15 protein-coding genes and 2 pseudogenes are annotated in these 21,559 nt (G+C 69.8%); 10 read left to right on the top strand and 7 right to left on the bottom strand.

What is annotated here, in order from left to right; all coding sequences use genetic code 11:
* The first annotated feature begins 37 nt into the window (after nt 1–37).
* Entirely contained in the window at nt 38–2,305 is a 2,268-nt protein-coding gene (locus G3I56_RS02370; RefSeq protein WP_164406835.1) for an ATP-dependent RecD-like DNA helicase, read from the top strand.
* A gap of 250 nt (nt 2,306–2,555) precedes the next feature.
* Nucleotides 2,556–3,854: a citrate synthase gene (locus G3I56_RS02365; RefSeq protein ID WP_164313061.1), complete on the top strand. Its 1,299-nt coding sequence runs from the start codon at nt 2,556–2,558 to the stop codon at nt 3,852–3,854.
* Between the two features lie 677 nt (nt 3,855–4,531).
* On the opposite strand, the gene G3I56_RS02360 is transcribed toward G3I56_RS02365, so the two are convergent.
* On the bottom strand, nt 4,532–6,814 hold the full coding sequence (locus G3I56_RS02360; RefSeq protein WP_164406834.1) for a heavy metal translocating P-type ATPase: 2,283 nt from the start codon (nt 6,812–6,814) through the stop codon (nt 4,532–4,534).
* A gap of 19 nt (nt 6,815–6,833) precedes the next feature.
* Nucleotides 6,834–7,073, bottom strand: a complete 240-nt coding sequence (locus G3I56_RS02355; RefSeq protein WP_164406832.1) for a cation transporter — start codon at nt 7,071–7,073, stop codon at nt 6,834–6,836.
* A gap of 173 nt (nt 7,074–7,246) precedes the next feature.
* On the opposite strand from G3I56_RS02355, the gene G3I56_RS02350 reads away from it, so the two are divergent.
* Nucleotides 7,247–8,290 carry a zinc-dependent alcohol dehydrogenase family protein gene (locus G3I56_RS02350; RefSeq protein ID WP_164406831.1) on the top strand — a complete coding sequence of 348 codons (1,044 nt, stop codon included), beginning with the start codon at nt 7,247–7,249 and terminating at the stop codon, nt 8,288–8,290.
* Here the strand turns inward: G3I56_RS02350 and G3I56_RS02345 are convergent.
* The 3 genes and pseudogenes from G3I56_RS02345 to G3I56_RS02335 all read right to left on the bottom strand — a co-directional run bounded on the left by G3I56_RS02345 (nt 8,271) and on the right by G3I56_RS02335 (nt 10,378).
* Nucleotides 8,271–8,899 (bottom strand): annotated as a pseudogene (locus G3I56_RS02345) (GNAT family protein). The gene G3I56_RS02350 and the pseudogene G3I56_RS02345 overlap by 20 nt on opposite strands.
* A gap of 59 nt (nt 8,900–8,958) precedes the next feature.
* A complete protein-coding gene (locus G3I56_RS02340) occupies nt 8,959–9,159 on the bottom strand; it encodes a MerR family transcriptional regulator (RefSeq protein WP_164406830.1) in 201 nt (66 codons plus the stop codon).
* Nucleotides 9,160–9,439: 280 nt separating this feature from the next.
* Nucleotides 9,440–10,378: a sugar phosphate isomerase/epimerase gene (locus tag G3I56_RS02335; protein ID WP_164406829.1), complete on the bottom strand. Its 939-nt coding sequence runs from the start codon at nt 10,376–10,378 to the stop codon at nt 9,440–9,442.
* 214 nt (nt 10,379–10,592) lie between these two features.
* Between G3I56_RS02335 and iolC the strand changes: the two genes are divergently transcribed.
* From iolC to mmsA, 5 genes and pseudogenes are all read left to right on the top strand, one after another.
* Nucleotides 10,593–11,558, top strand: a complete 966-nt coding sequence (gene iolC, locus G3I56_RS02330) for a 5-dehydro-2-deoxygluconokinase (protein ID WP_164406828.1) — start codon at nt 10,593–10,595, stop codon at nt 11,556–11,558.
* Nucleotides 11,559–11,695: 137 nt separating this feature from the next.
* Complete coding sequence (locus G3I56_RS02325; protein ID WP_203689108.1) at nt 11,696–12,580, top strand: deoxyribose-phosphate aldolase; 885 nt, start codon at nt 11,696–11,698, stop codon at nt 12,578–12,580.
* Nucleotides 12,581–12,603: 23 nt separating this feature from the next.
* Nucleotides 12,604–12,816: pseudogene (locus tag G3I56_RS02320) on the top strand (5-deoxy-glucuronate isomerase); the annotation flags it as partial.
* A gap of 47 nt (nt 12,817–12,863) precedes the next feature.
* The gene (iolD, locus tag G3I56_RS02315) at nt 12,864–14,774 is read left to right on the top strand and encodes a 3D-(3,5/4)-trihydroxycyclohexane-1,2-dione acylhydrolase (decyclizing) (RefSeq protein ID WP_164406826.1); all 1,911 of its coding nucleotides are present in this window, start codon (nt 12,864–12,866) and stop codon (nt 14,772–14,774) included.
* A 14-nt stretch (nt 14,775–14,788) separates the two neighbouring features.
* On the top strand, nt 14,789–16,291 hold the full coding sequence (gene mmsA / locus G3I56_RS02310) for a CoA-acylating methylmalonate-semialdehyde dehydrogenase (RefSeq protein ID WP_164406825.1): 1,503 nt from the start codon (nt 14,789–14,791) through the stop codon (nt 16,289–16,291).
* A gap of 76 nt (nt 16,292–16,367) precedes the next feature.
* Here the strand turns inward: mmsA and G3I56_RS02305 are convergent, their stop codons facing one another.
* Complete coding sequence (locus tag G3I56_RS02305; protein ID WP_164406824.1) at nt 16,368–17,144, bottom strand: polysaccharide deacetylase family protein; 777 nt, start codon at nt 17,142–17,144, stop codon at nt 16,368–16,370.
* A 146-nt stretch (nt 17,145–17,290) separates the two neighbouring features.
* On the bottom strand, nt 17,291–17,749 hold the full coding sequence (locus G3I56_RS02300) for a GNAT family N-acetyltransferase (RefSeq protein WP_164406823.1): 459 nt from the start codon (nt 17,747–17,749) through the stop codon (nt 17,291–17,293).
* A 162-nt stretch (nt 17,750–17,911) separates the two neighbouring features.
* Between G3I56_RS02300 and G3I56_RS02295 the strand changes: the two genes are divergently transcribed.
* Nucleotides 17,912–20,569, top strand: a complete 2,658-nt coding sequence (locus G3I56_RS02295; protein WP_164406821.1) for an alpha/beta fold hydrolase — start codon at nt 17,912–17,914, stop codon at nt 20,567–20,569.
* Entirely contained in the window at nt 20,566–21,492 is a 927-nt protein-coding gene (locus G3I56_RS02290; RefSeq protein WP_239134640.1) for an ABC transporter permease, read from the top strand. Before G3I56_RS02295 ends, G3I56_RS02290 begins: the two co-directional genes overlap by 4 nt.
* The last annotated feature ends 67 nt before the right edge of the window (nt 21,493–21,559 follow it).

The raw sequence follows: 21,559 nt of genomic DNA, 5'->3' as shown, positions 1-21,559 counted from the left end.
CCCACGGACTGTCGGTGCCTGGCGGTAGCGTCGGATCATGTCGAAACAGGCGGGCGGCGGTCCGAAGCAGGCGGCGCAGGGAGAACGGCACCTGGCCGTCCTCGAAGGCGTCCTGGAGCGGATCACGTACGCCAACGAGGAGAACGGCTACACGGTCGCCCGCGTCGACACCGGACGCGGCGCCGGTGACCTCCTCACGGTCGTGGGTGCGCTGCTCGGCGCCCAGGCCGGCGAGTCGCTGCGCATGGAGGGCCGTTGGGGCTCCCACCAGCAGTACGGCAAACAGTTCACGGTCGAGAACTACACGACCGTCCTGCCCGCCACCATCCAGGGCATCCGCCGCTATCTGGGCTCGGGCCTGGTCAAGGGCATCGGCCCGGTCTTCGCCGACCGGATCACCCAGCACTTCGGCCTGGACACCCTCCGGATCATCGAGGAGGAGCCCAAGCGGCTCATCGAGGTGCCGGGCCTCGGCCCCAAGCGGACCGCGAAGATCGCCGACGCCTGGGAGGAGCAGAAGGCGATCAAGGAGGTCATGCTCTTCCTCCAGAGCGTCGAGGTCTCCACGTCCATCGCCGTGCGCATCTACAAGAAGTACGGCGACGCCTCGATCTCCGTCGTCAAGAACCAGCCCTATCGCCTCGCCTCCGACGTCTGGGGCATCGGCTTCCTCACCGCCGACAAGATCGCCCAGTCCGTCGGCATCCCGCACGACAGCCCCGAGCGCGTCAAGGCGGGCCTCCAGTACGCCCTTTCGCAGTCCACCGACCAGGGCCACTGCTATCTCCCCGAGGAACGCCTGATCGCGGACGCGGTGAAGCTCCTCCAGGTCGACACGGGCCTCGTCATCGAGTGCCTCGCCGAACTCGCGGCGCCCCCGGAGGAGGGCGAGGACCCCGGAGTCGTACGGGAGAAGGTGCCCGGCCCCGACGGCGACTCGGAGCCCGTGACGGCCGTCTACCTCGTCCCCTTCCATCGCGCCGAACTCTCCCTCTCCGCGCAGTTGTTGCGCCTCCTGCGTACCGGCGAGGACCGGATGCCCGCCTTCCACGACGTGGCCTGGGACAAGGCGTTGACGTGGCTCCAGGGGCGTACGGGGGCCGATCTCGCCCCCGAGCAGGAGGCCGCCGTCCGGCTCGCGCTGACGCAGAAGGTCGCCGTCCTCACCGGCGGTCCCGGCTGCGGCAAGTCCTTCACGGTCCGCTCGATCGTGGAGCTGGCGCGCGCCAGGAAGGCCAAGGTCGTGCTGGCCGCCCCGACCGGCCGAGCCGCCAAGCGCCTCGCCGAACTCACCGGCGCCGAGGCCTCCACCGTCCACCGCCTCCTGGAGCTGAAGCCCGGCGGCGACGCGGCCTACGACAGGGACCGCCCCCTCGACGCCGACCTGGTGGTGGTGGACGAGGCCTCGATGCTGGACCTGCTGCTCGCCAACAAGCTGGCGAAGGCGGTCGCGCCGGGCGCGCACCTGCTGTTCGTCGGGGATGTGGACCAACTCCCCAGCGTCGGCGCGGGCGAGGTCCTGCGGGACCTGCTGGCCGACGGCAGCCCGGTCCCCGCAGTCCGGCTCACCAAGGTCTTCCGGCAGGCCCAGCAGTCGGGCGTGGTGACGAACGCGCACCGGATCAACTCCGGGCAGCATCCGGTCACCGACGGAATGAAGGACTTCTTCCTCTTCGTCGAGGACGACACGGAGGAGGCCGGCCGGCTCACCGTGGATGTGGCTGCACGACGAATTCCGGCCAAGTTCGGTCTCGATCCCCGGCGGGACATCCAGGTGCTCGCTCCGATGCACCGGGGTCCGGCGGGCGCCGGAAACCTCAACGGGCTGCTCCAGCAGGCGATCACACCGGGCCGCCCCGACCTCCCCGAGAAGCGGTTCGGCGGCCGGGTTTTCCGCATCGGCGACAAGGTCACGCAGATCCGCAACAACTACGACAAGGGTGAGAACGGCGTCTTCAACGGCACCGTCGGCGTCGTCACCTCCCTCGACGAGGTCGAACAGCGGCTCACCGTACTGACGGACGAGGACGAGGAAGTGCCGTACGACTTCGATGAGCTGGACGAACTCGCCCACGCCTACGCCGTGACCATCCACCGCTCCCAGGGCAGCGAGTACCCGGCGGTGGTCGTCCCGGTCACCACGGGTGCGTGGATGATGCTCCAGCGCAACCTTTTGTATACGGCCGTCACCCGCGCCAAGCAGCTGGTGGTCCTCGTCGGTTCACGCAAGGCGATAGGCCAGGCGGTACGCACGGTGTCGGCTGGACGGCGCTGCACCGCACTGGACTTCAGGCTGCGGTCGTAGCCGAGGCAGCCGTGGCCGCTGTCGTGACCGGCGCAACGATCGCGAAAAATGATCGATCAAATGAGTCACAAAGGTCACAGGAGACTTCCGGAACCAGGGCGAAGGGGGGCAGGATGAGTAGCTTGGCGGCACTCAGTGCCGCCAATAGGCCCAATGGTCGACCCCGAGTGCACTCTCCTGCGCCAAATGGGGGATGGTAGAGACAGTCAGGGCACCTCGAAGAAGAGGCACAACGTCGGTGAGGGATGACGTGAGCGAGCACACCAACAACGCTGTAGTACTGCGGTTCGGCGACGGCGAGTACACCTACCCGGTGATCGACAGCACCGTCGGCGACAAGGGCTTCGACATCGGGAAGCTCCGCGCTCATACCGGTCTGGTGACGCTGGACAGCGGCTACGGAAACACCGCCGCCTATAAATCCGCAATCACCTACCTCGATGGTGAGCAGGGCATCCTCCGGTACCGCGGGTACCCGATCGAGCAGCTCGCCGAGCGCTCCACCTTCCTCGAGGTGGCGTTCCTGCTGATCAACGGTGAGCTTCCGACCGTGGACGAGCTCTCCGTGTTCAAGAACGAGATCACGCAGCACACCCTGCTGCACGAGGACGTCAAGAACTTCTACCGCGGCTTCCCCCGTGACGCGCACCCGATGGCGATGCTGTCGTCGGTCGTCTCGGCGCTGTCGACCTTCTATCAGGACAGCCACAACCCGTTCGACGAGAAGCAGCGCAACCTCTCGACGATCCGGCTGCTCGCCAAGCTTCCGACGATCGCCGCGTACGCGTACAAGAAGTCGATCGGTCACCCGTTCGTCTACCCGCGCAACGACCTCGGTTATGTCGAGAACTTCCTCCGCATGACGTTCTCGGTTCCGGCGCAGGAGTACGACCTCGACCCGGTCGTCGTCTCCGCCCTGGACAAGCTGCTGATCCTGCACGCCGACCACGAGCAGAACTGTTCGACGTCGACGGTCCGTCTGGTCGGTTCCTCGCAGGCCAACATGTTCGCGTCGATCTCGGCCGGCATCTCCGCGCTCTGGGGCCCGCTGCACGGCGGCGCCAACCAGTCCGTGCTGGAGATGCTCGAGGGCATCAAGGCGAACGGCGGCGATGTCGACGCCTTCATCCGCAAGGTGAAGAACAAGGAGGACGGCGTCCGCCTGATGGGCTTCGGTCACCGGGTGTACAAGTCCTTCGACCCGCGCGCGAAGATCATCAAGGCTGCCGCGCACGACGTCCTCTCGGCCCTCGGCAAGTCCGACGAGCTGCTGGACATCGCGCTGAAGCTGGAGGAGCACGCGCTCTCCGACGACTACTTCGTCTCGCGCAACCTCTACCCGAACGTCGACTTCTACACGGGCCTCATCTACCGCGCGATGGGCTTCCCGACCGAGATGTTCACGGTCCTGTTCGCGCTGGGCCGCCTCCCGGGCTGGATCGCCCAGTGGCACGAGATGATCAAGGAGCCGGGCTCGCGCATCGGCCGCCCGCGCCAGATCTACACGGGCGTGGTGGAGCGCGACTTCGTGCCGGTCGAGCAGCGTTGAGCTGAGTTCGCCTCGCCGGGTGGGCTTGCGGCTCACGCCAGTTCACCCGGCGAGCAGGCCATGAAAAACAGGATGTAAAAGCGGAAGGCGCCCTGCCGACGGTCCCCCCACGGGCCGGCGTACAGGGCGCCTTCCCATGTCCCGGTGCGGATTCCCCCCACGGGATCCGGCCGGGCGTTTCGAGAGGACAGCGCCTGAATTCGCTATCACTGGTGTGCAGGCCGCCGAAGCAACCGTTGTTGTGCGAACCGCCATACTGACGGCTTTGAGCAAAACGAGCAAAACTCGCCGTACTCATGCTGTGTGCGGTCTGCCGGGACGCGCACGCTGGGGTGGGCCGCTCAAGCTTCCCGGTGTACGTGTCCCGGCAACGCATCTCCGAGGACGTCCCCCAAGACATCCTCAGACGTCATCCAGCGCCCCCCAAGACGCTGTCTGACATCGCCAACTTAGACGTTCGAAGCCCTTCGATGGTTACGTTCACAGCACTGTGATCTGCGTCTCGCGCAAATGTCCCTTAGGTGCGCCAGATCCCGGTTGTCGCGACCGGGGCCCAAGCGTAAGGATGATGCGCGAGCCTTGTGAAGAGCTTATGTGAGGCTGGCGTTGGACTCCATAGGGTCTATGACACCTACTTGTGCGTACTGCCGGTAACTTCGGCCGGTCAGGGGCCGATCTCAGCGGAACGTGCGCAGTCGGAGGCTGTTCGTCACCACGAACACCGAGGAGAAGGCCATCGCGGCTCCCGCGATCATCGGGTTCAGCAGTCCGGCGGCGGCCAGCGGCAACGCGGCCACGTTGTAGCCGAACGCCCACACCAGGTTGCCCTTGATGGTCGCGAGCGTCTTCCGGGACAGCCGGATGGCGTCGGCGGCCACCCGTAGATCCCCGCGCACCAGTGTCAGATCGCTCGCCTCGATCGCCGCGTCCGTGCCCGTACCCATCGCCAGACCCAGATCGGCGGTGGCCAGCGCCGCCGCGTCGTTCACCCCGTCGCCGACCATCGCGACGGTCCGCCCCTCGCCCTGCAGCCGCCGTACGACCTCGACCTTCTCCTCGGGCAGGACCTCGGCGATCACCTGCTCGATCCCGACGGCCTTCGCCACCGCCTGGGCCACCGCCCGGTTGTCCCCGGTCAGCAGCACCGGCGTGAGTCCCAGCGCGCGCAGCTCGCGCACGGCCTCGGCGCTGGTCTCCTTGACCGCGTCGGCGACGGTGAGGACACCGCGCGCCACGCCGTCCCAGGCCACCACGACGGCCGTACGTCCGCTGCTCTCGGCCTCCGCCTTCGCGTGGGCCAGTTCCTCCGGCAGTGGCCCCGACAGCCCGTCCACGAGCCGTCCGACGACCACCTCGTGCCCGTCGACGCGCCCGCGCACGCCCCGCCCGGGCACGTTCTCGAACGCCTCGGCCTCCGGCAGCGCCCCGACCCGCTCGGCGGCCCCCGCGGCCACCGCTCGGGCGACCGGGTGCTCGGAGGCGTGTTCGAGGGCGCCCGCGAGCCGCAGCACCTGCTTCTCGTCGGTGCCCTCGGTGACGTACACCTCCTGGAGGGTCATGCGGCCCGTGGTGACCGTGCCCGTCTTGTCCAGGACGATCGTGTCGACGCGGCGCGTGGACTCCAGGACCTCGGGACCCTTGATGAGGATGCCGAGCTGCGCCCCGCGCCCGGTGCCGACCATCAGCGCGGTCGGCGTGGCGAGGCCCAGGGCGCACGGGCAGGCGATGATCAGAACGGCTACGGCGGCGGTGAAGGCGGCGACCGTGTCGCCCGTGACACCGAGCCAGACCCCGAACGTACCGGCCGCGATCAGTAGCACCACCGGCACGAAGATCCCGGAGATCCGGTCCGCGAGCCGCTGCACCTCGGCCTTGCCGTTCTGAGCGTCCTCGACCAGCCGCGCCATCCGCGCGAGCTGGGTGTCCGTACCGATGCGGGTGGCCTCGACGACCAGTCGGCCCCCGGCGTTCACGGTCGCGCCCGTGACGGCGTCCCCGGCGCCCACGTCGACCGGCACGGACTCGCCGGTGAGCATCGACGCGTCGACCGCCGAGACACCCTCGACGACGCTGCCGTCGGTGGCGATCTTCTCCCCGGGCCGTACGACGAACCGGTCACCGATCGCCAACTCGCCCACGGGGATGCGCACTTCACGCCCGCCACGCAGCACGGAGACGTCCTTGGCGCCCAGTTCCATGAGCGCCCGCAGGGCCGCGCCCGAGCGCCGCTTGGCGCGTGCCTCCAGATAGCGTCCGAGCAGGATGAACGCGATGACCCCGGCGGCGACTTCGAGGTAGATCTCCGAGGTGCCGCCGGTGCGGGCGGCGGTGAACGAGAAGCTCTCCCGTACTCCCATGCCCTCCATGCCCGGCATCCCGGGCATCGCGGGTTTGCCCGCGTCGCCCCAGAACAGCGCCCACAGGGACCAGCCGTACGCGGCGAGCGTGCCGACCGACACCAGGGTGTCCATGGTGGCCGCGCCGTGCCGCGCGTTGGTGAACGCGGCCCGGTGGAACGGGAGTCCGCCCCAGACGACGACCGGCGAGGCCAGCGTCAGCGCGAGCCACCGCCAGTTGTCGAACTGGAGCGCGGGAATCATCGACATCAAGGCGACGGGCGCGGCGAGCAGCACGGAGACGACGAGCCGCTGCCGCAGACCGGCCGGCTCGGGGTCCGTATCCCGGTCGACCGCAGGTGCCTCCGTCACGGCCGGCGGGGGCGGCTCCTCGGCCGTGTACCCCGTCTTCACGACGGTGGCGATCAGGTCGTCGACCCCGACCCCGTCGGGGTACGCGATCTTCGCCTTCTCCGTCGCGTAGTTGACCGTGGCGAAGACGCCGTCCATGCGGTTGAGCTTCTTCTCGACGCGGGCCGCGCAGCTGGCACATGTCATCCCGCCGATGGTCAGCTCGACCTCGTGGGGCGTGACTGTCGGGGTCTCGGTGCTGGTACTGGTCATGGTCGCCGCGTCCGTACGGTCAGACCCGGCCGGCGAGCTCGAAGCCGGCCTCGTCCACCGCGGCGCGCACGGCGGCCTCGTCGAGCGGGGCCTCGGACACCACGGTGACCTCGCCGGTGGCGGCGACGGCCTTCACCGAGGTGACCCCGGCGAGCTCGGAGAGTTCACTCGAAACCGAGCCTTCGCAGTGCCCGCAGCTCATGCCGGTCACCTGGTAGACGGCGGTGACGGAACCGGGGGTGTCGGTCTGGGCGGTCATGTCGTTGCTCCTCTTCGAGGTCTCATCGAGGTGTCATCAAGGGCGTCGTCGTGGCGCACGTGCCCTGTGAGTCTCACACTACTATACCCCTGGGGGGTACTTAGCTCGTGTCGGTGGCAAGATCTCCGGTACGGGGACCACGACGGTGACGTTGAGAGCGAGGGCGAGGACGTATGCGCGCGGTGGTGTTCGAGCGGTACGGGGAGCCGGCTGAGGTGCGCGAGGTGCCGGACCCGGTGCCCGCGCCGCACGGCGTCGTGGTGCGGGTCGAGGCCACCGGGCTGTGCCGGAGCGACTGGCACGGCTGGATGGGCCACGACCCCGACATCGCGCTGCCGCACGTGCCAGGCCATGAACTCGCCGGTGTCGTCGAGGCCGTCGGCGCCGGGGTGGGCGGCTGGCGGGCCGGCGACCGGGTCACGGTGCCCTTCGTCTGCGCCTGCGGGAGCTGCCCGTCCTGCGCGGCCGGTGACCAGCAGGTGTGCGAGCGGCAGACCCAGCCCGGCTTCACGCACTGGGGTTCGTTCGCGGAGTTCGTGGCGCTGGACCGCGCCGACGTGAACCTCGTCGCCATGCCGGAGGAGATGTCCTTCGGGACGGCGGCCTCGCTGGGTTGCCGGTTCGCGACGGCGTACCGGGCGGTGGTCCAGCAGGGGCGGGTGGCGGCGGGGGAGTGGGTCGCCGTGCACGGCTGCGGCGGCGTGGGCCTGTCCGCCGTGATGATCGCGGTGGCCTCCGGCGCGCGGGTCGTCGCGGTCGACGTGTCCCCCGGGGCACTGGAACTGGCGCGGAAGTTCGGCGCGGTGGAGTGCGTGAACGCGGCCACCACCGACGACACGGCGGCGGCGGTACGTGAACTGACGGGCGGTGGCGCCCAGTTGTCGCTGGACGCGCTCGGCTCACCGGTCACCTGTGCGGCCTCGGTGAACGGCCTGCGCCGCCGAGGCCGCCATGTCCAGGTCGGCCTGCTCCCGTCGGACACCGGCTCAACGCCGGTCCCGATGGCCCGAGTTGTCGCCCTCGAACTCCAACTCCTGGGCAGCCACGGCATGGCCGCCCACACCTACCCGCCGATGCTGGAACTGGTGGGGGCGGGCATCCTGCGACCGGACCTACTGGTCACATCCACCATCCCGCTGACCGAATCCCCGGCCGCGCTGGCGAAGATGGGGAAGGCACCGGGGGCGGGGGTCACGGTCATCGAGCCGTGGCGCTGACTCCGGCCCTGGCCGCCCACTCGTGGTCCAGGATCGCCATCAGCACCTCGTCGGCCCATTCGCCGTCCCGCAGATGGACCTCCCGGCGCATCCCCCCTCCACCAGGAAGCCGACCTTCTCGTAGACACGCAGGGCCCGGTGGTTGTGGGCCCAGGCCTGCAACTCGATCCGATGCAGGCCGAGTTGCTCGAAGCCGTACGCCACGATCAGTCGCGTCGCCTCGGTACCGAGGCCGCGTCCACGGCCCCGTGGGCCCAGCAGCGTCCGGAAGGTGCAGCTGCGGGCGGCGCGGTCCCACTCGAACAGCACGACCTCGCCGACGAGTTCACCGGTGGCGCGGTCGGTCACGGCGAGGTCGAGGCGGTCGGTCTGGGTGGACCGGGAGCCGTACCAGGAACGCAGCCGCTCCATGGTGATCTCGGTGTCCGGTTCGAAGGTGAAGCGGATGACCTCGGGGTCCTCCACGATCTCGGCGATCACCTCGGCGTCGGCCTCGGTGAACGGCCGCAGTACGGCCTTGTCGCCGATGAGGACGGGTTTGACGGAGAAGTCCACAGCGTTCGTACGACTCGTGCGATCCACGCGATCCACGCGGCTCGTGCCACTCATGCCACTCATGCGAAGAACTGTGCCCCACCGGTGAGTGGGGCACAGGGAATAAAAGGTGCTCAGTCGTCCCTTCGGCCACGGTTGCCCGGGCGGGCCGCGACCCACGCCCGGACTGTGTCGGCGTACCAGTAGGGCTTGCCGCCCTCCACGTGGTCGGGTGCGGGCAGCAGGCCGTGTTTCCGGTACGAGCGCACGGTGTCCGGCTGGACACGGATGTGTGCGGCGATCTCTTTGTACGACCAGAGCCGTCGGTCGGTCATCGGTGCACCTCCCTGCGCGTGCGTCACGGGGTCGGCCAGGGTCGGCCGTCGGGGGAGCCGGACGCTGCGCTTGGCGATCACAAAGCCATTGCCCGTTGAACGACCTTTGGTGACCCTGGGTAAGCATCTGTGGACACGGTGTGACTCAGAACCCGCGTACGCGCGACATGTGTGACGGGAAGGGGTTTTTTGTGACACGAGTGACGCAAAGGCGCACGCCCGCAGACCGGAGTGGCACATTGACCTGCGGGGTGTACGCCGATAACGGACGGGGAGCGGATCAGGCCCCGCAGGACCTCAGGAACGCGCGGGTCCGTTGGGCGATCGGGAGCGGCTTGTCCGGCTCGCACGGGTACATGTCCTGCTCGACGATCGCGAACAGGTCCACGTCCAGCTTCTGGGCGGCGGCCAGGACGGGCCCCAACTCCGGTACGCCGGCCGGGGGTTCGCACATGACACCGCGGGCGACCGCCGGACCGAACGGAACCTCGTTCGCCTTCACGTCCGCGAGGATCTCGGGGTCGACCTGCTTGAGGTGCAGGTAGCCGATCCGCTCGCCGTAGGTCTCGATCAGCTTGACGCTGTCGCCGCCGCAGTAGGCGTAGTGGCCCGTGTCCAGGCACAGCGAGACGAGCGACGAGTCCGTGCCGTCGAGGAAGCGTGTGACGTTCGCCTCGCTGTCGATGTGTGTGTCCGCGTGCGGGTGGACGACGATCTGGAGGCCGTACCGCTCCCGCACCTCGTGTCCGAGCCGCTCGGTCAGCGTGGTCAGGTTGCGCCACTGCTCGGGCGTCAGCGTGTCCGACTCCAGCACCTCGCCGGTCTTGTCGTCCCGCCAGAAGGACGGGATGACCACCAGGTGGGACGCGCCCATGGCCTGGGTGAGCACCGCGTTGTCCGCGACGTGCGCCCAGGTCTTCTCCCAGACGGACTCGCCGTGGTGCAGCCCGGTGAAGACCGTGCCGGCGGACACCTTCAGCCCGCGCTTGGCCGTCTCCTCGGTGAGGACGGCCGGATCGGTCGGCAGGTACCCGTACGGGCCCAGCTCGATCCACTCGTAGCCGGACTGCGAGACCTCGTCGAGGAAGCGCTGCCAGGGAACCTGCTGGGGGTCGTCCGGGAACCACACGCCCCAGGAGTCGGGCGCCGAGCCGACCCGGATGCGTGACAGCGGGGGGCTCGACTGGGAGGAAGCGGAGGAAGGGGGCACCGTCGTCATGGGCGTCAGCTTCAGCCGACTCCGGGACGCGTGTCAAGGTCTGGTCCGAATGTCCGGACAAAGTATTGACAGGGCTCAGTGAGGCGGGCTAGACCTGAGTGCGAGCCGCTGTGTCGACCGCTGTGGCGAGTGCTGTGCCGACCGATGTGCGAGCCGTGCGAAGCCACGTGAGCCGCTTGAGCCGCTTGAGCCGAAGAAACGCGAAGGGAAGTCGATGGCGTACGACCTGATCACCATGGGGCGGATCGGAGTGGATCTGTATCCACTGCAGACCGGTGTGCCGCTCGCCCAGGTGACGTCCTTCGGAAAGTTCCTCGGCGGCTCGGCGACGAACGTCGCGGTCGCCGCGTCCCGACTCGGGCGGAGCACCGCGGTGATCACGCGGACCGGTGACGACGCCTTCGGACGCTATCTGCACGACGCCCTGCGCGACTTCGGCGTCGACGACCGCTGGGTCACGTCGGTCCCCGGCCTCAACACCCCGGTCACGTTCTGCGAGGTGTTCCCGCCGGACGACTTCCCGCTGTACTTCTACCGGCAGCCCAAGGCGCCGGATCTTGAGATCGACGCCCACGAGCTGGACCTGGACGCGGTCGGCGAGGCGAGCATCTTCTGGGTCACGGGCACCGGTCTGAGTGAGGAGCCCAGCCGCACGGCGACCCTGGCCGCCCTCGCCCACCGCGCGAAGTCCGGTACGACGGTCTTCGACCTCGACTGGCGCCCCATGTTTTGGAAAGACACAGCCTGGGACGACCCGGAGTCCCCCCGCTCCTTCTACACCGAGGCCCTGCGCCACACCACCGTCGCCGTCGGCAACCTCGACGAGGTGGAGGTGGCGACCGGCGTACGCGAGCCGCACGCCGCCGCCCGCGCCCTCCTCGACGCCGGAGTCGAACTGGCGGTCGTCAAGCAGGGCCCCAAGGGTGTTCTCGCCGTCAACAGCAAGGGCGAGACGGCCGAGGTGCCCCCGCTCCCGGTGACCGTCCTCAACGGCCTCGGCGCCGGCGACGCCTTCGGCGGCTCGCTCGTTCACGGCCTCCTCGAAGGCTGGGACCTGGAACGGATCATGCGGTACGCCAACGCGGCCGGCGCGATCGTCGCCTCCCGCCTGGAGTGCTCGTCGGCGATGCCCACCCCGGCCGAGGTCGAGGCGGCACTCGCGGCGGGAGCGGTTCTGTGAGCGCCGGTACGCAGGGCGGGAGCGGTTCGGTGGCCGAGTCAGTGATTGGCCGAGTGGCTGAGCCGGTGAGTGGTTCGGTGGCTGGACCAGTGGCCCGCCGAGTGGCCGAGCCAGTGACCGGCCCAGCCAGTAATCCGCTGAGCCCCGTAGATATCTCCGCCCTCGCCGCCACCCGCGCCCGGCACCCCGAGGCCGTTGCCGAAGCCGCCGCCCGGCGGACCCGGCGACCCCTCCTCGGGGACTCCGGGCGGCTGATGATCGTCGCCGCCGACCACCCGGCCCGCGGCGCCCTCGGGGTCGGCACCCGAAAGCTGGCCATGGCCAACCGGGCAGATCTGCTCGAACGCCTGTGCCTGGCACTCTCCCGGCCCGGTGTCGACGGTGTCCTCGCGACTGCCGACATCCTGGACGACCTGCTTCTCCTCGGCGCCCTCGACGGCAAGGTCGTCATGGGGTCGATGAACCGCGGCGGCCTCTCCGGCGCCACCTTCGAACTCGACGACCGCTTCACCGGCCACCGCCCCGAGGACATGGCACGCCTCGGCTTCGACGCCGGCAAGCTGCTCGTGCGCATCGACTACGACGACCCGGGCTCCCTCGCCACCCTGGAGTCCACGGCCCACGCGATCGACGCGATGGCCGAGCGCCGACTCCCGCTCTTCGTCGAGCCGTTCATCAGCAGGCGCGGCCCCGACGGCAAGCTCAGCAACGACCTCTCCGCCGAGGCCGTCACCAAGTCCATCGCCATCGCGTCGGGCCTGGGCGGCAGTTCGGCGTACACCTGGCTGAAGGTGCCCGTCACCGAGAACCCGGACGACATGGCCGAGGTCATGCAGACCTCCACCCTGCCCGCCGTGCTGCTCGGCGGCGAGGTCGGGGACGACCAGGACGGCGCGTACGAGAAGTGGCGCGGTGCGCTCCAACTCCCCACCGTCCAGGGCCTCGTGGTCGGCCGCTCGCTGCTGTACCCGGCGGACGGCGATGTGTCCGCCGCCGTGGACACCGCCGTCGGACTGCTGTGAGGCGCGCGATGGCCGAGGGGTACGGCGGCTGTACCGTGCGGGCGGAGTCCGGCACGACGCACCACGACTTCCAACTCCTGGGCAAGGAAGGGGTGTTCGCGTCGGTCGCCGACCTCGCGCACGCACCCCGGATCGCCCGGGCACTGATCGCCTCCGGCGCGGGAGGCCGCTTCGCCCTGGCAGGAGCGAAGTGTGGGCGACCACTCCCCGCTCGCTACGGCCCCGCGCCGGAGGTCCACTTGGCACACGCGGACAGCACAACGGACAACGCAGGGGGACACCGATGACCCCGCCCACATCCACATCCATCTCCGTCCCGACGACGAGACTCACGGTCGCGCAGGCGCTCGTACGCTTTCTGGCCGCCCAGTACACCGAGCGGGACGGCGTCCGCCGCCGCCTGATCGAGGCCACCTGGGGCATCTTCGGCCACGGGAACGTCGCCGGACTCGGCCAGGCGCTCGTCGAGTACGCCGACGACATGCCGTTCCACCAGGGCCGCAACGAACAGTCCATGGTGCACGCGGCAGTTGGTTACGCACGCCAGTCCAACCGGCTCTCCGCGCACGCCGTGACGACGTCCATCGGCCCGGGCGCGACCAACCTCGTCACCGGTGCCGCGCTCGCCACGATCAACCACCTTCCGGTGCTCCTCCTCCCCGGCGACACCTTCGCGACCCGCTCGGCGGACCCCGTCCTCCAGCAGCTCGAAGTCCCGTACGCCGGTGACGTGTCGGTCAACGACTGTCTGCGCCCGGTGTCGAGGTACTTCGACCGTGTCACGCGCCCCGAGGCGCTGATCCCGGCGGCGCTGCAGGCAATGCGCGTCCTGTCGGACCCCGTTGAGACAGGCGCCGTAACTCTCGCTCTCCCGCAGGACGTTCAGGCCGAGGCATACGACTGGCCGGACGAGTTCTTCGCCGACCGCGTGTGGCACGTACGCCGCCCGGCCGCAGACGCCGACGAACTGACGGAAGCGGTACGGGCGATCCGTGCCGCCCGCCGTCCCCTGATCGTCGCGGGCGGCGGAATCCACCACAGCCGCGCCGAGGAGGCGTTGGCGGAGTTCGCCTCGGCGACCCACATCCCCGTCGCCTCCACCCAGGCCGGCAAGGGCTCCCTGCGCCACGACCACCCCCAGGACGTGGGCGGCATCGGCCACACCGGAACGGCGACGGCCGACGAACTCGCCCGCCTGGCAGACCTGGTGATAGGCATCGGTACCCGTTACACGGACTTCACCACGGCCTCCAACACCCTGTTCGCCGCGCCGGACGTCCGCTTCCTGAACCTCAACATCGCCCCGTACGACGGCCACAAGCTGTCCGCCACCCCGCTGATCGCGGACGCCCGCAGCGCCCTGGAACAGCTGACGGAGGCGCTGGCACTCCACGACCACCGGGTCACGGACGAGTACACCCGCGAGTACACCGAGGACAAGGAACGGTGGGAACAGCGCGTCGACGCCGCCTACGAGGCCGACGAGCCGGACGTACGCCCGACGCAGCCCCAGGTGCTGGGCGCGCTGGACGCCCTCGCCGACGAGTCGGACATCATCATCAACGCGGCCGGCTCACTCCCGGGCGACCTGCACAAACTCTGGCGCGCGAGGTCGTACGACCAGTACCACCTCGAATACGGCTATTCCTGCATGGGATACGAGATACCGGCCGCGATCGGTGTGAAACTGGCGGCGCCCGAGCGTCCCGTATGGGCGCTGGTGGGCGACGGCACGTACCTGATGATGCCGACGGAGATCGTGACGGCCGTACAGGAGGGGATCGCCATCAAGCTCCTCCTCATCCAGAACCACGGCTACGCGTCCATCGGCGGCCTGTCGGAATCGGTCGGCGGCGAGCGCTTCGGCACCGCCTACCGCTATCAGGCGGACGACGGTACGTACACGGGGGCACCGCTGCCCGTGGACCTGGCCGCCAACGTGGCGAGCCTGGGCATGCGCGTCCTGCGCGCGAAGACGGTACGGGAGCTGCGGGCGGCGCTCGCCGAGGCCCGTACCGCCGACACTCCCACTTGTGTCTACGTCGAGACGGAAACGGCAGACACAGTGTCGGGCGCGCCTCCGGCGCAGGCCTGGTGGGATGTTCCTGTGGCCGAGACCGCGACCCGCCCGTCGGCGGTCAAGGCACGTGAGCTGTACGAACGGCACGTCTCTACCCGACGCCGCCATCTGTGAAGGAGAACCTGGGCATGACGAAGATCGTCAACCACTGGATCGGCGGCAAGACCGTCGAGGGCGCGTCGGGCACGTACGGGCCGGTCACCGACCCCGCGACCGGCGCGGTCACCACGAACGTCGCCTTCGCGACGGTCGACGAGGTCGACGCGGCCGTAGCCGCGGCCAAGGACGCGTACGCGACCTGGGGCACCTCGTCGCTCGCCAAGCGGAGCGCCATCCTCTTCAAGTTCCGCGCGCTGCTCGACGCCAACCGCGACGCGATCGCCGAGCTGATCACGGCGGAGCACGGCAAGGTGCACAGCGACGCGCTCGGCGAGGTCGCCCGCGGCCTGGAGATCGTCGAACTCGCGTGCGGTATCACCGTGCAGCTGAAGGGCGAGCTGTCGACGGAGGTGGCGAGCCGTGTCGACGTATCGTCGATCCGCCAGCCCCTCGGTGTCGTCGCGGGCATCACGCCGTTCAACTTCCCGGCCATGGTGCCGATGTGGATGTTCCCGATCGCCATCGCGTGCGGCAACACCTTCGTGCTGAAGCCGTCCGAGAAGGACCCGTCGGCGGCCATGAAGCTCGCCGAGCTGTTCGCCGAGGCGGGCCTGCCCGACGGCGTCTTCAATGTCGTCCACGGCGACAAGGTGGCGGTCGACCGCCTCCTGGACCACCCGGACGTCAAGGCGGTGTCCTTCGTCGGCTCCACGCCGATCGCCCGCTACATCCACACCACTGCCTCGGCGAACGGCAAGCGCGTCCAGGCCCTGGGCGGCGCCAAGAACCACATGCTGGTCCTCCCGGACGCGGACCTGGACGCGGCGGCCGACGCCGCCGTCTCCGCCGCCTACGGCTCGGCGGGCGAGCGCTGCATGGCGATCTCGGCCGTGGTCGCGGTCGGCGCGATCGGCGACGAACTGGTCGACAAGATCCGCGAACGCGCCGAGAAGATCAAGATCGGCCCCGGCAACGACCCCACCTCCGAGATGGGCCCGCTCATCACGAAGGTCCACCGCGACAAGGTGGCCTCGTACGTCACCGGCGCGGCGGCCGAGGGCTCGGAGGTCGTCCTCGACGGCAGCGGCTTCACGGTCGAGGGCTTCGAGGACGGCCACTGGATCGGCATCTCGCTCCTCGACAAGGTGCCGACGACGGCGAAGGCCTACCAGGACGAGATCTTCGGCCCGGTCCTGACCGTCCTGCGCGTCGACACGTACGAGGAGGGCCTGGCACTGATCAACGCCTCCCCCTTCGGCAACGGCACCGCGATCTTCACCCGGGACGGCGGCGCGGCCCGCCGCTTCCAGCTGGAGGTCGAGGCCGGCATGGTCGGCGTCAACGTCCCGATCCCCGTCCCGGTGGGCTACCACTCGTTCGGCGGATGGAAGGACTCCCTCTTCGGGGACCACCACATCTACGGCAACGACGGCACCCACTTCTACACCCGCGGCAAGGTCGTCACGACCCGCTGGCCCGACCCGGCGGACGGCCCCTCGGGCGTGGACCTGGGCTTCCCGCGCAACCACTGAGCACCGAGCACCCTCCGTACCTGCCCGCTGACCTGGACTTTCCGGTCAGCGGGCAGATGCGTTCCGCGTCAGGCGGTCACCGATAGATCTTGCCGGGCTCGGCCTTGGCCGGAGCGAGGAGCTGGGTGACGGTCACGAAGGTGTAGTCCTGGTCGCTGAGCGCCTTCAGGATGGCGGGCATGGCGGGCACGGTGCCCTTGTGCAGCGGGTGGAGCAGGATGATTCCGTCGCGGCCGGCGCCTTCGAGGATGCGCTTGGTGATCAGCGCGGAGTCGTCCGTCGCGTAGTCCTTCGCGGTCACCGTCCACAGGACCTGCGCCAGGCCCAGCTCCTTGGCGACCTTGGATACACGGTCGTCGGTGGCGCCCCCGGGCGGACGCATCAGCGTCGGCTTGGTGCCGGTGAGGTCGGTGATCGCCCGTTCCGTGCGTTCCAGCTCGACTCGGATCCGTGCGTCGGAGACATCCTTCAGCACGGGGTGCGTCCAGGTGTGGTTCCCGATCTCATGGCCGTCCGTGGCGATCCGCCGCACCACCTCCGGGAACTTGTGGATGCGCCGGCCCTCGAGAAAGAACGTCGACGGCGCCTTGTACTCCTTCAGGAGGTCCAACAGCCGGTCGGTGGGTTCGCCCGGGTTGCCGTCGAAGGTGAGCGCGATGCACTTGGTCTTCGCGCAGTCCACCTGCCCCGACGGTACGCCTGCTCCCGACGCGGCCCGTTCGCGTTCCGCGCGCGGGGAGAGCGTCTCCATCTTGTACGCCTGGATGATCAGGACGACGGTCACCGTCACAGCCGCCAGCACGACCAGGGTCAGGGATATGAGCAGGCGAGGCCGTCTCTTCAGGAAATTCACATCCGAGGAGAGGATCTGCAGCGCCGGAGGGGTTGCCTGGCCGCCTCGATTGTGAGGCGGCACACGTGCGTGCGGCGCGCGTCAGCCCAACCGCCGACGTCCGTCGGTGACCTGAACTGCTCGGCGCCGTAAGGCTTAGGCGCCCGCTACAGGTCCGTCGACCCGAACTGCCGTACGCCTCCGGGGTTCTGTGGCAACTCCCAGCCCACCACCGCACACTCGCCGTCGTCCTTGCCGCCCGCGCTCCGATACGTGGCAAGGGCGACCTCGTTGTCGGTGTCGACCGGCACCCACATCCCGTAGCAGCCCCGTTCGCGACTCACCTCGGCCAGCCGCCGCACCAGGGCCCGCCCGATCCCCCCGCGCCGGTACGACTCGGCCACCCCCAGTTCGTACAGCAGCATCTCCGCGCCCTTGTCGGGGTGGACGGTCTCGACGCCGCTCACGAAGCCGACGGGGGTGGCTTCGGCGGGCTCGTAGGCGAGGTACAGATGATGTCCGGGGGACGTCAGGAAACGTTCCGCCCACTCCGTACGCACCGGGTGGTCGAAGAGGTGCTCGGCGGCGGCCAGCTCGGCGACCGTCATGGCGCGGCGAATCTCCACAGCCCTACTTTCCACACTTCCACCTTCCCCGGCCCGGATCTCCATAGGCCCGTTCGTACCACGCCTGGTGTACGCCGGACCCGGGCCGTACGCCCGCAGGATGGTGGAAGGTTCCGACCGTCGGTTGCCCCGGATGTCGGTGGCGGCCCGTACCGTTGACGTATGGATCTTCGAATGCCCGGACTGCGGGGAGCGCGGCCCCGGCGGCTGGGCGCCGTCGTGGCCGCCGCTGTCGTCCTGCTGGCCGGTGCCGGTACGTGGACGGCCGTCGCCTCGGACGACGCGCCCGCGGTGCACCGCGCCGACCGGGTCATGGACATGGGCGGCGGGGTGCGCATCGACACCTCGTACTTCACCGCGGGGTCCGACTCCGACCGCCGCCCCGCCGTCCTCCTCGCGCACGGTTTCGGCGGCAGCAAGGACGACGTACGGTCCCAGGCCCAGGAACTCGCCCGCGACGGGTACGCGGTGCTGACCTGGTCCGCCCGGGGCTTCGGCAGATCGACCGGGAAGATCGGGCTGAACGACCCGAAGGCCGAGGTCGCCGACGTCTCGAAGCTCATCGACTGGCTGGCCGCGCGCCCCGAGGTCCAGCTCGACAAGAAGGGCGACCCGCGCGTCGGCATGGTCGGCGGATCCTACGGCGGCGCGATCTCGCTCCTCGCCGCCGGTTACGACGACCGGGTCGACGCCATCGCGCCCGCGATCACCTACTGGAACCTCGCGGACGCCCTGTTCCCCAACGGTGTCTTCAAGAAGCAGTGGGCCGGGATCTTCATCAACACCGGCGGCGGCTGCGACCGGTTCGAGGCTGCGCTGTGCGAGATGTACGACCGGGTCGCCGAGGCCGGCGAGCCGGACGCCGAGGCCACCACGCTCCTCGCCGACCGCTCGCCCTCCGCCGTCGGCGACCGCATCAAGGTGCCCACCCTGCTGATCCAGGGCCAGACCGACTCCCTCTTCCCGCTCGGCCAGGCCGACGCCGCCGCGAAGGCGATCCGCGCGAACGGCGCCCCCGTGGACGTCGACTGGATCGCGGGCGGCCATGACGGCGGCGACATGGAGACGAGCCGCGTCGAGTCCCGGATCAACTCGTGGTTCGACCGGTACCTGAAGGACGACAAGGGCGCCGACACCGGGCCCGCCTTCCGCGTCACCCGCACCGGCGGAATCGACTCCACCGACGGGGCGGCCACCCTGCGCGGCGCCACCTCGGACACCTACCCGGGGCTGGAGGCCGGGCAGCGCGAGGTCGCCCTGACCGGCAGGGAGCAGTCGTTCGACAACCCGGCCGGCGCCGCCCCGCCCGCCGTCTCCTCGCTGCCCGGCCTCGGCGCGGCGGGCGGCCTCTCCCAGCTCTCCTCGCTCGGAGTCGGCGTCTCGATCGACTTCCCCGGGCAGAACGCCCGCTTCGAGTCGGCCCCGGTCGCCGACGACGTACGGATCACCGGTTCCCCCACGGTCACCGTCCACGTCAAGTCGACCAGCGAGGACGCCGTCCTCTTCGCCAAGGTGTACGACGTCTCGGCCAACGGCAGGCAGCAGGTGCTGCCCGGCCAGCTCGTCACCCCCCTCAGGGTCGAGGGCGCCAAGCAGGGCAAGGACGTCACGATCACCCTCCCGGCCATCGACCACGAGGTCGAACAGGGTCACCGTCTCCGCCTGGTCCTCGCCTCCACGGACCTCGGCTACGCGTCACCGGTCACCCCGGCCACGTACACCGTCTCCGTCACGAGCGACCTGAAGATCCCCACCGCCCCCGGCGTCACCACGGCCTCGGCCGGGCTGCCTGCCTGGGTGTGGTGGCTGCCCCTCGCGGGCGCCGCGATCGCCCTGGCCCTGCTCCTGTCCGGCCGCAGGCGTACGGCGGCACCGTCCGCCCCGGACCCCGATCTGGCCGAAGTCCCGCTCCAGATCACCGACTTGAGCAAGAAGTACGCCAAGTCGTCGGACCGGTACGCTGTACGGGACGTGTCGTTCCGCGTCGAGAAGGGCCAGGTTCTCGGACTCCTCGGCCCCAACGGCGCCGGCAAGACCACCACCCTGCGCATGCTGATGGGCCTCATCAGGCCCGACGGCGGCGAGATTCGCGTCTTCGGGCACGCCATCCGCCCCGGCGCCCCCGTCCTCTCCCGCGTCGGCGCCTTCGTCGAGGGCGCCGGCTTCCTCCCGCACCTCTCCGGTCGCGAGAACCTGGAGCTGTACTGGCAGGCCACGGGCCGCCCGGCCGAGGACGCCCACCTGGCGGAGGCCCTGGAGATCGCGGGCCTCGGCGACGCACTCGCGCGCGCTGTCCGCACGTACTCCCAGGGCATGCGCCAGCGCCTCGCCATCGCCCAGGCCATGCTCGGCATGCCCGACCTCCTCATCCTCGACGAGCCGACCAACGGCCTCGACCCGCCCCAGATCCGCGAGATGCGCGAGGTCATGATCCGGTACGCGGAGGCCGGCCGCACGGTGATCGTCTCCAGCCACCTCCTGGCGGAGGTCGAGCAGTCCTGCACGCACCTCGTCGTCATGGACCGCGGCAAGCTGGTCCAGGCCGGCCCGGTCAGCGAGATCATCGGCTCCGGCGACACCCTGCTCGTCGGCACCACCACCCCCGTGGACGAGCCGGTCGTCGAGAAGGTCGCCGCCCTGCCGGGCATCGTCTCCGCCGTACGCACCGACGACGGCCTCCTGGTCCGCCTCGCCCCCGAGGACGGCAGCGCCCAGCGCCTCGTCGTCGAACTCGTCCGCCTCGAAGTGCCCGTGGAGTCGGTGGGCCCCCACCGGCGCCTCGAAGACGCCTTCCTCACCCTGATCGGAGGCTCCGCATGAGCACGACGAACACGACGAACACGACGAACACGACGAACACGAAAAGCGTGACGAGTGCGACGAACGCGCTCGTGGAGCGGGCGGAGACGGCCGACGGGTACCGTGCCCGGCGGACACTGCCCCTGCGCGTCGAGCTGGTGCGCCAGCTCAAGCGCCGCCGTACGCTCGTCATGGGCGGTATTCTCGCCGCGCTGCCGTTCATCCTCGTCGCCGCGTTCGCGATCGGCGGCGAGCCCGGTGGGCGCAACGGCCAGGTGAGCCTGATGGACACGGCCACCGCGTCCGGCGCCAATTTCGTCGCCGTCAACCTCTTCGTCTCCGCGGGCTTCCTGCTCGTCATCCCCGTCGCCCTGTTCTGCGGGGACACGGTCGCCTCGGAGGCCAGCTGGTCCTCCCTGCGCTATCTGCTCGCGGCCCCCGTGCCGCGCGCCCGCCTCCTCTGGTCCAAGCTCGCCGTCGCCCTCGGCATGAGCCTCGCCGCGATGGTGCTGCTGCCGGTCGTGGCCCTCGCGGTCGGCACGGCGGCCTACGGCTGGGGACCACTGGAGATCCCCACTGGTGGCTCGCTCGCCGCGGGTACGGCGGCCCAGCGTCTGGTCGTGGTCGTGGGATACCTCTTTGTGTCCCAACTGGTCACCGCTGGACTGGCGTTCTGGCTGTCGACGAAGACGGACGCCCCCCTGGGAGCGGTCGGTGGCGCCGTCGGTCTGACCATCGTCGGCAACGTCCTGGACGCCGTGACGGCCCTCGGTGACTGGCGCGACTTCCTGCCCGCGCACTGGCAGTTCGCGTGGGCGGACGCCATCCAGCCCCGTCCGGAGTGGGGCGGCATGATCCAGGGGACGGCCGTCTCGGTAACGTACGCCCTCATCCTGTTCGCCCTGGCCTTCCGGGGTTTCGCCCGCAAGGACGTCGTCTCCTAGGTCACCGGAGGATCACCTACCGGTCTCGACGGCCGCCTCTCGTGGCCACTTCGAGATCCATCCGCAA

Origin of the sequence: Streptomyces sp. SID12488, assembly GCF_010548275.1 — a bacterium.
In the GTDB taxonomy this organism is placed as follows: Bacteria; Actinomycetota; Actinomycetes; order Streptomycetales; family Streptomycetaceae; genus Streptomyces.
This window is presented reverse-complemented; position numbering and strand designations above follow the sequence as displayed.

Bases quoted from the DNA above. Each gene is read 5' to 3' on its own strand.
- iolD (WP_164406826.1), top strand. From the start codon at position 12,864: ATGACCCCGCCCACATCCACATCCATCTCCGTCCCGACGACGAGACTC.
- G3I56_RS02290 (WP_239134640.1), top strand. From the start codon at position 20,566: ATGAGCACGACGAACACGACGAACACGACGAACACGACGAACACGAAA.
- G3I56_RS02360 (WP_164406834.1), bottom strand. From the start codon at position 6,814: ATGACCAGTACCAGCACCGAGACCCCGACAGTCACGCCCCACGAGGTC.
- G3I56_RS02370 (WP_164406835.1), top strand. From the start codon at position 38: ATGTCGAAACAGGCGGGCGGCGGTCCGAAGCAGGCGGCGCAGGGAGAA.
- G3I56_RS02355 (WP_164406832.1), bottom strand. From the start codon at position 7,073: ATGACCGCCCAGACCGACACCCCCGGTTCCGTCACCGCCGTCTACCAG.
- G3I56_RS02335 (WP_164406829.1), bottom strand. From the start codon at position 10,378: ATGACGACGGTGCCCCCTTCCTCCGCTTCCTCCCAGTCGAGCCCCCCG.
- iolC (WP_164406828.1), top strand. From the start codon at position 10,593: ATGGCGTACGACCTGATCACCATGGGGCGGATCGGAGTGGATCTGTAT.
- G3I56_RS02340 (WP_164406830.1), bottom strand. From the start codon at position 9,159: ATGACCGACCGACGGCTCTGGTCGTACAAAGAGATCGCCGCACACATC.
- G3I56_RS02295 (WP_164406821.1), top strand. From the start codon at position 17,912: ATGGATCTTCGAATGCCCGGACTGCGGGGAGCGCGGCCCCGGCGGCTG.
- mmsA (WP_164406825.1), top strand. From the start codon at position 14,789: ATGACGAAGATCGTCAACCACTGGATCGGCGGCAAGACCGTCGAGGGC.
- G3I56_RS02350 (WP_164406831.1), top strand. From the start codon at position 7,247: ATGCGCGCGGTGGTGTTCGAGCGGTACGGGGAGCCGGCTGAGGTGCGC.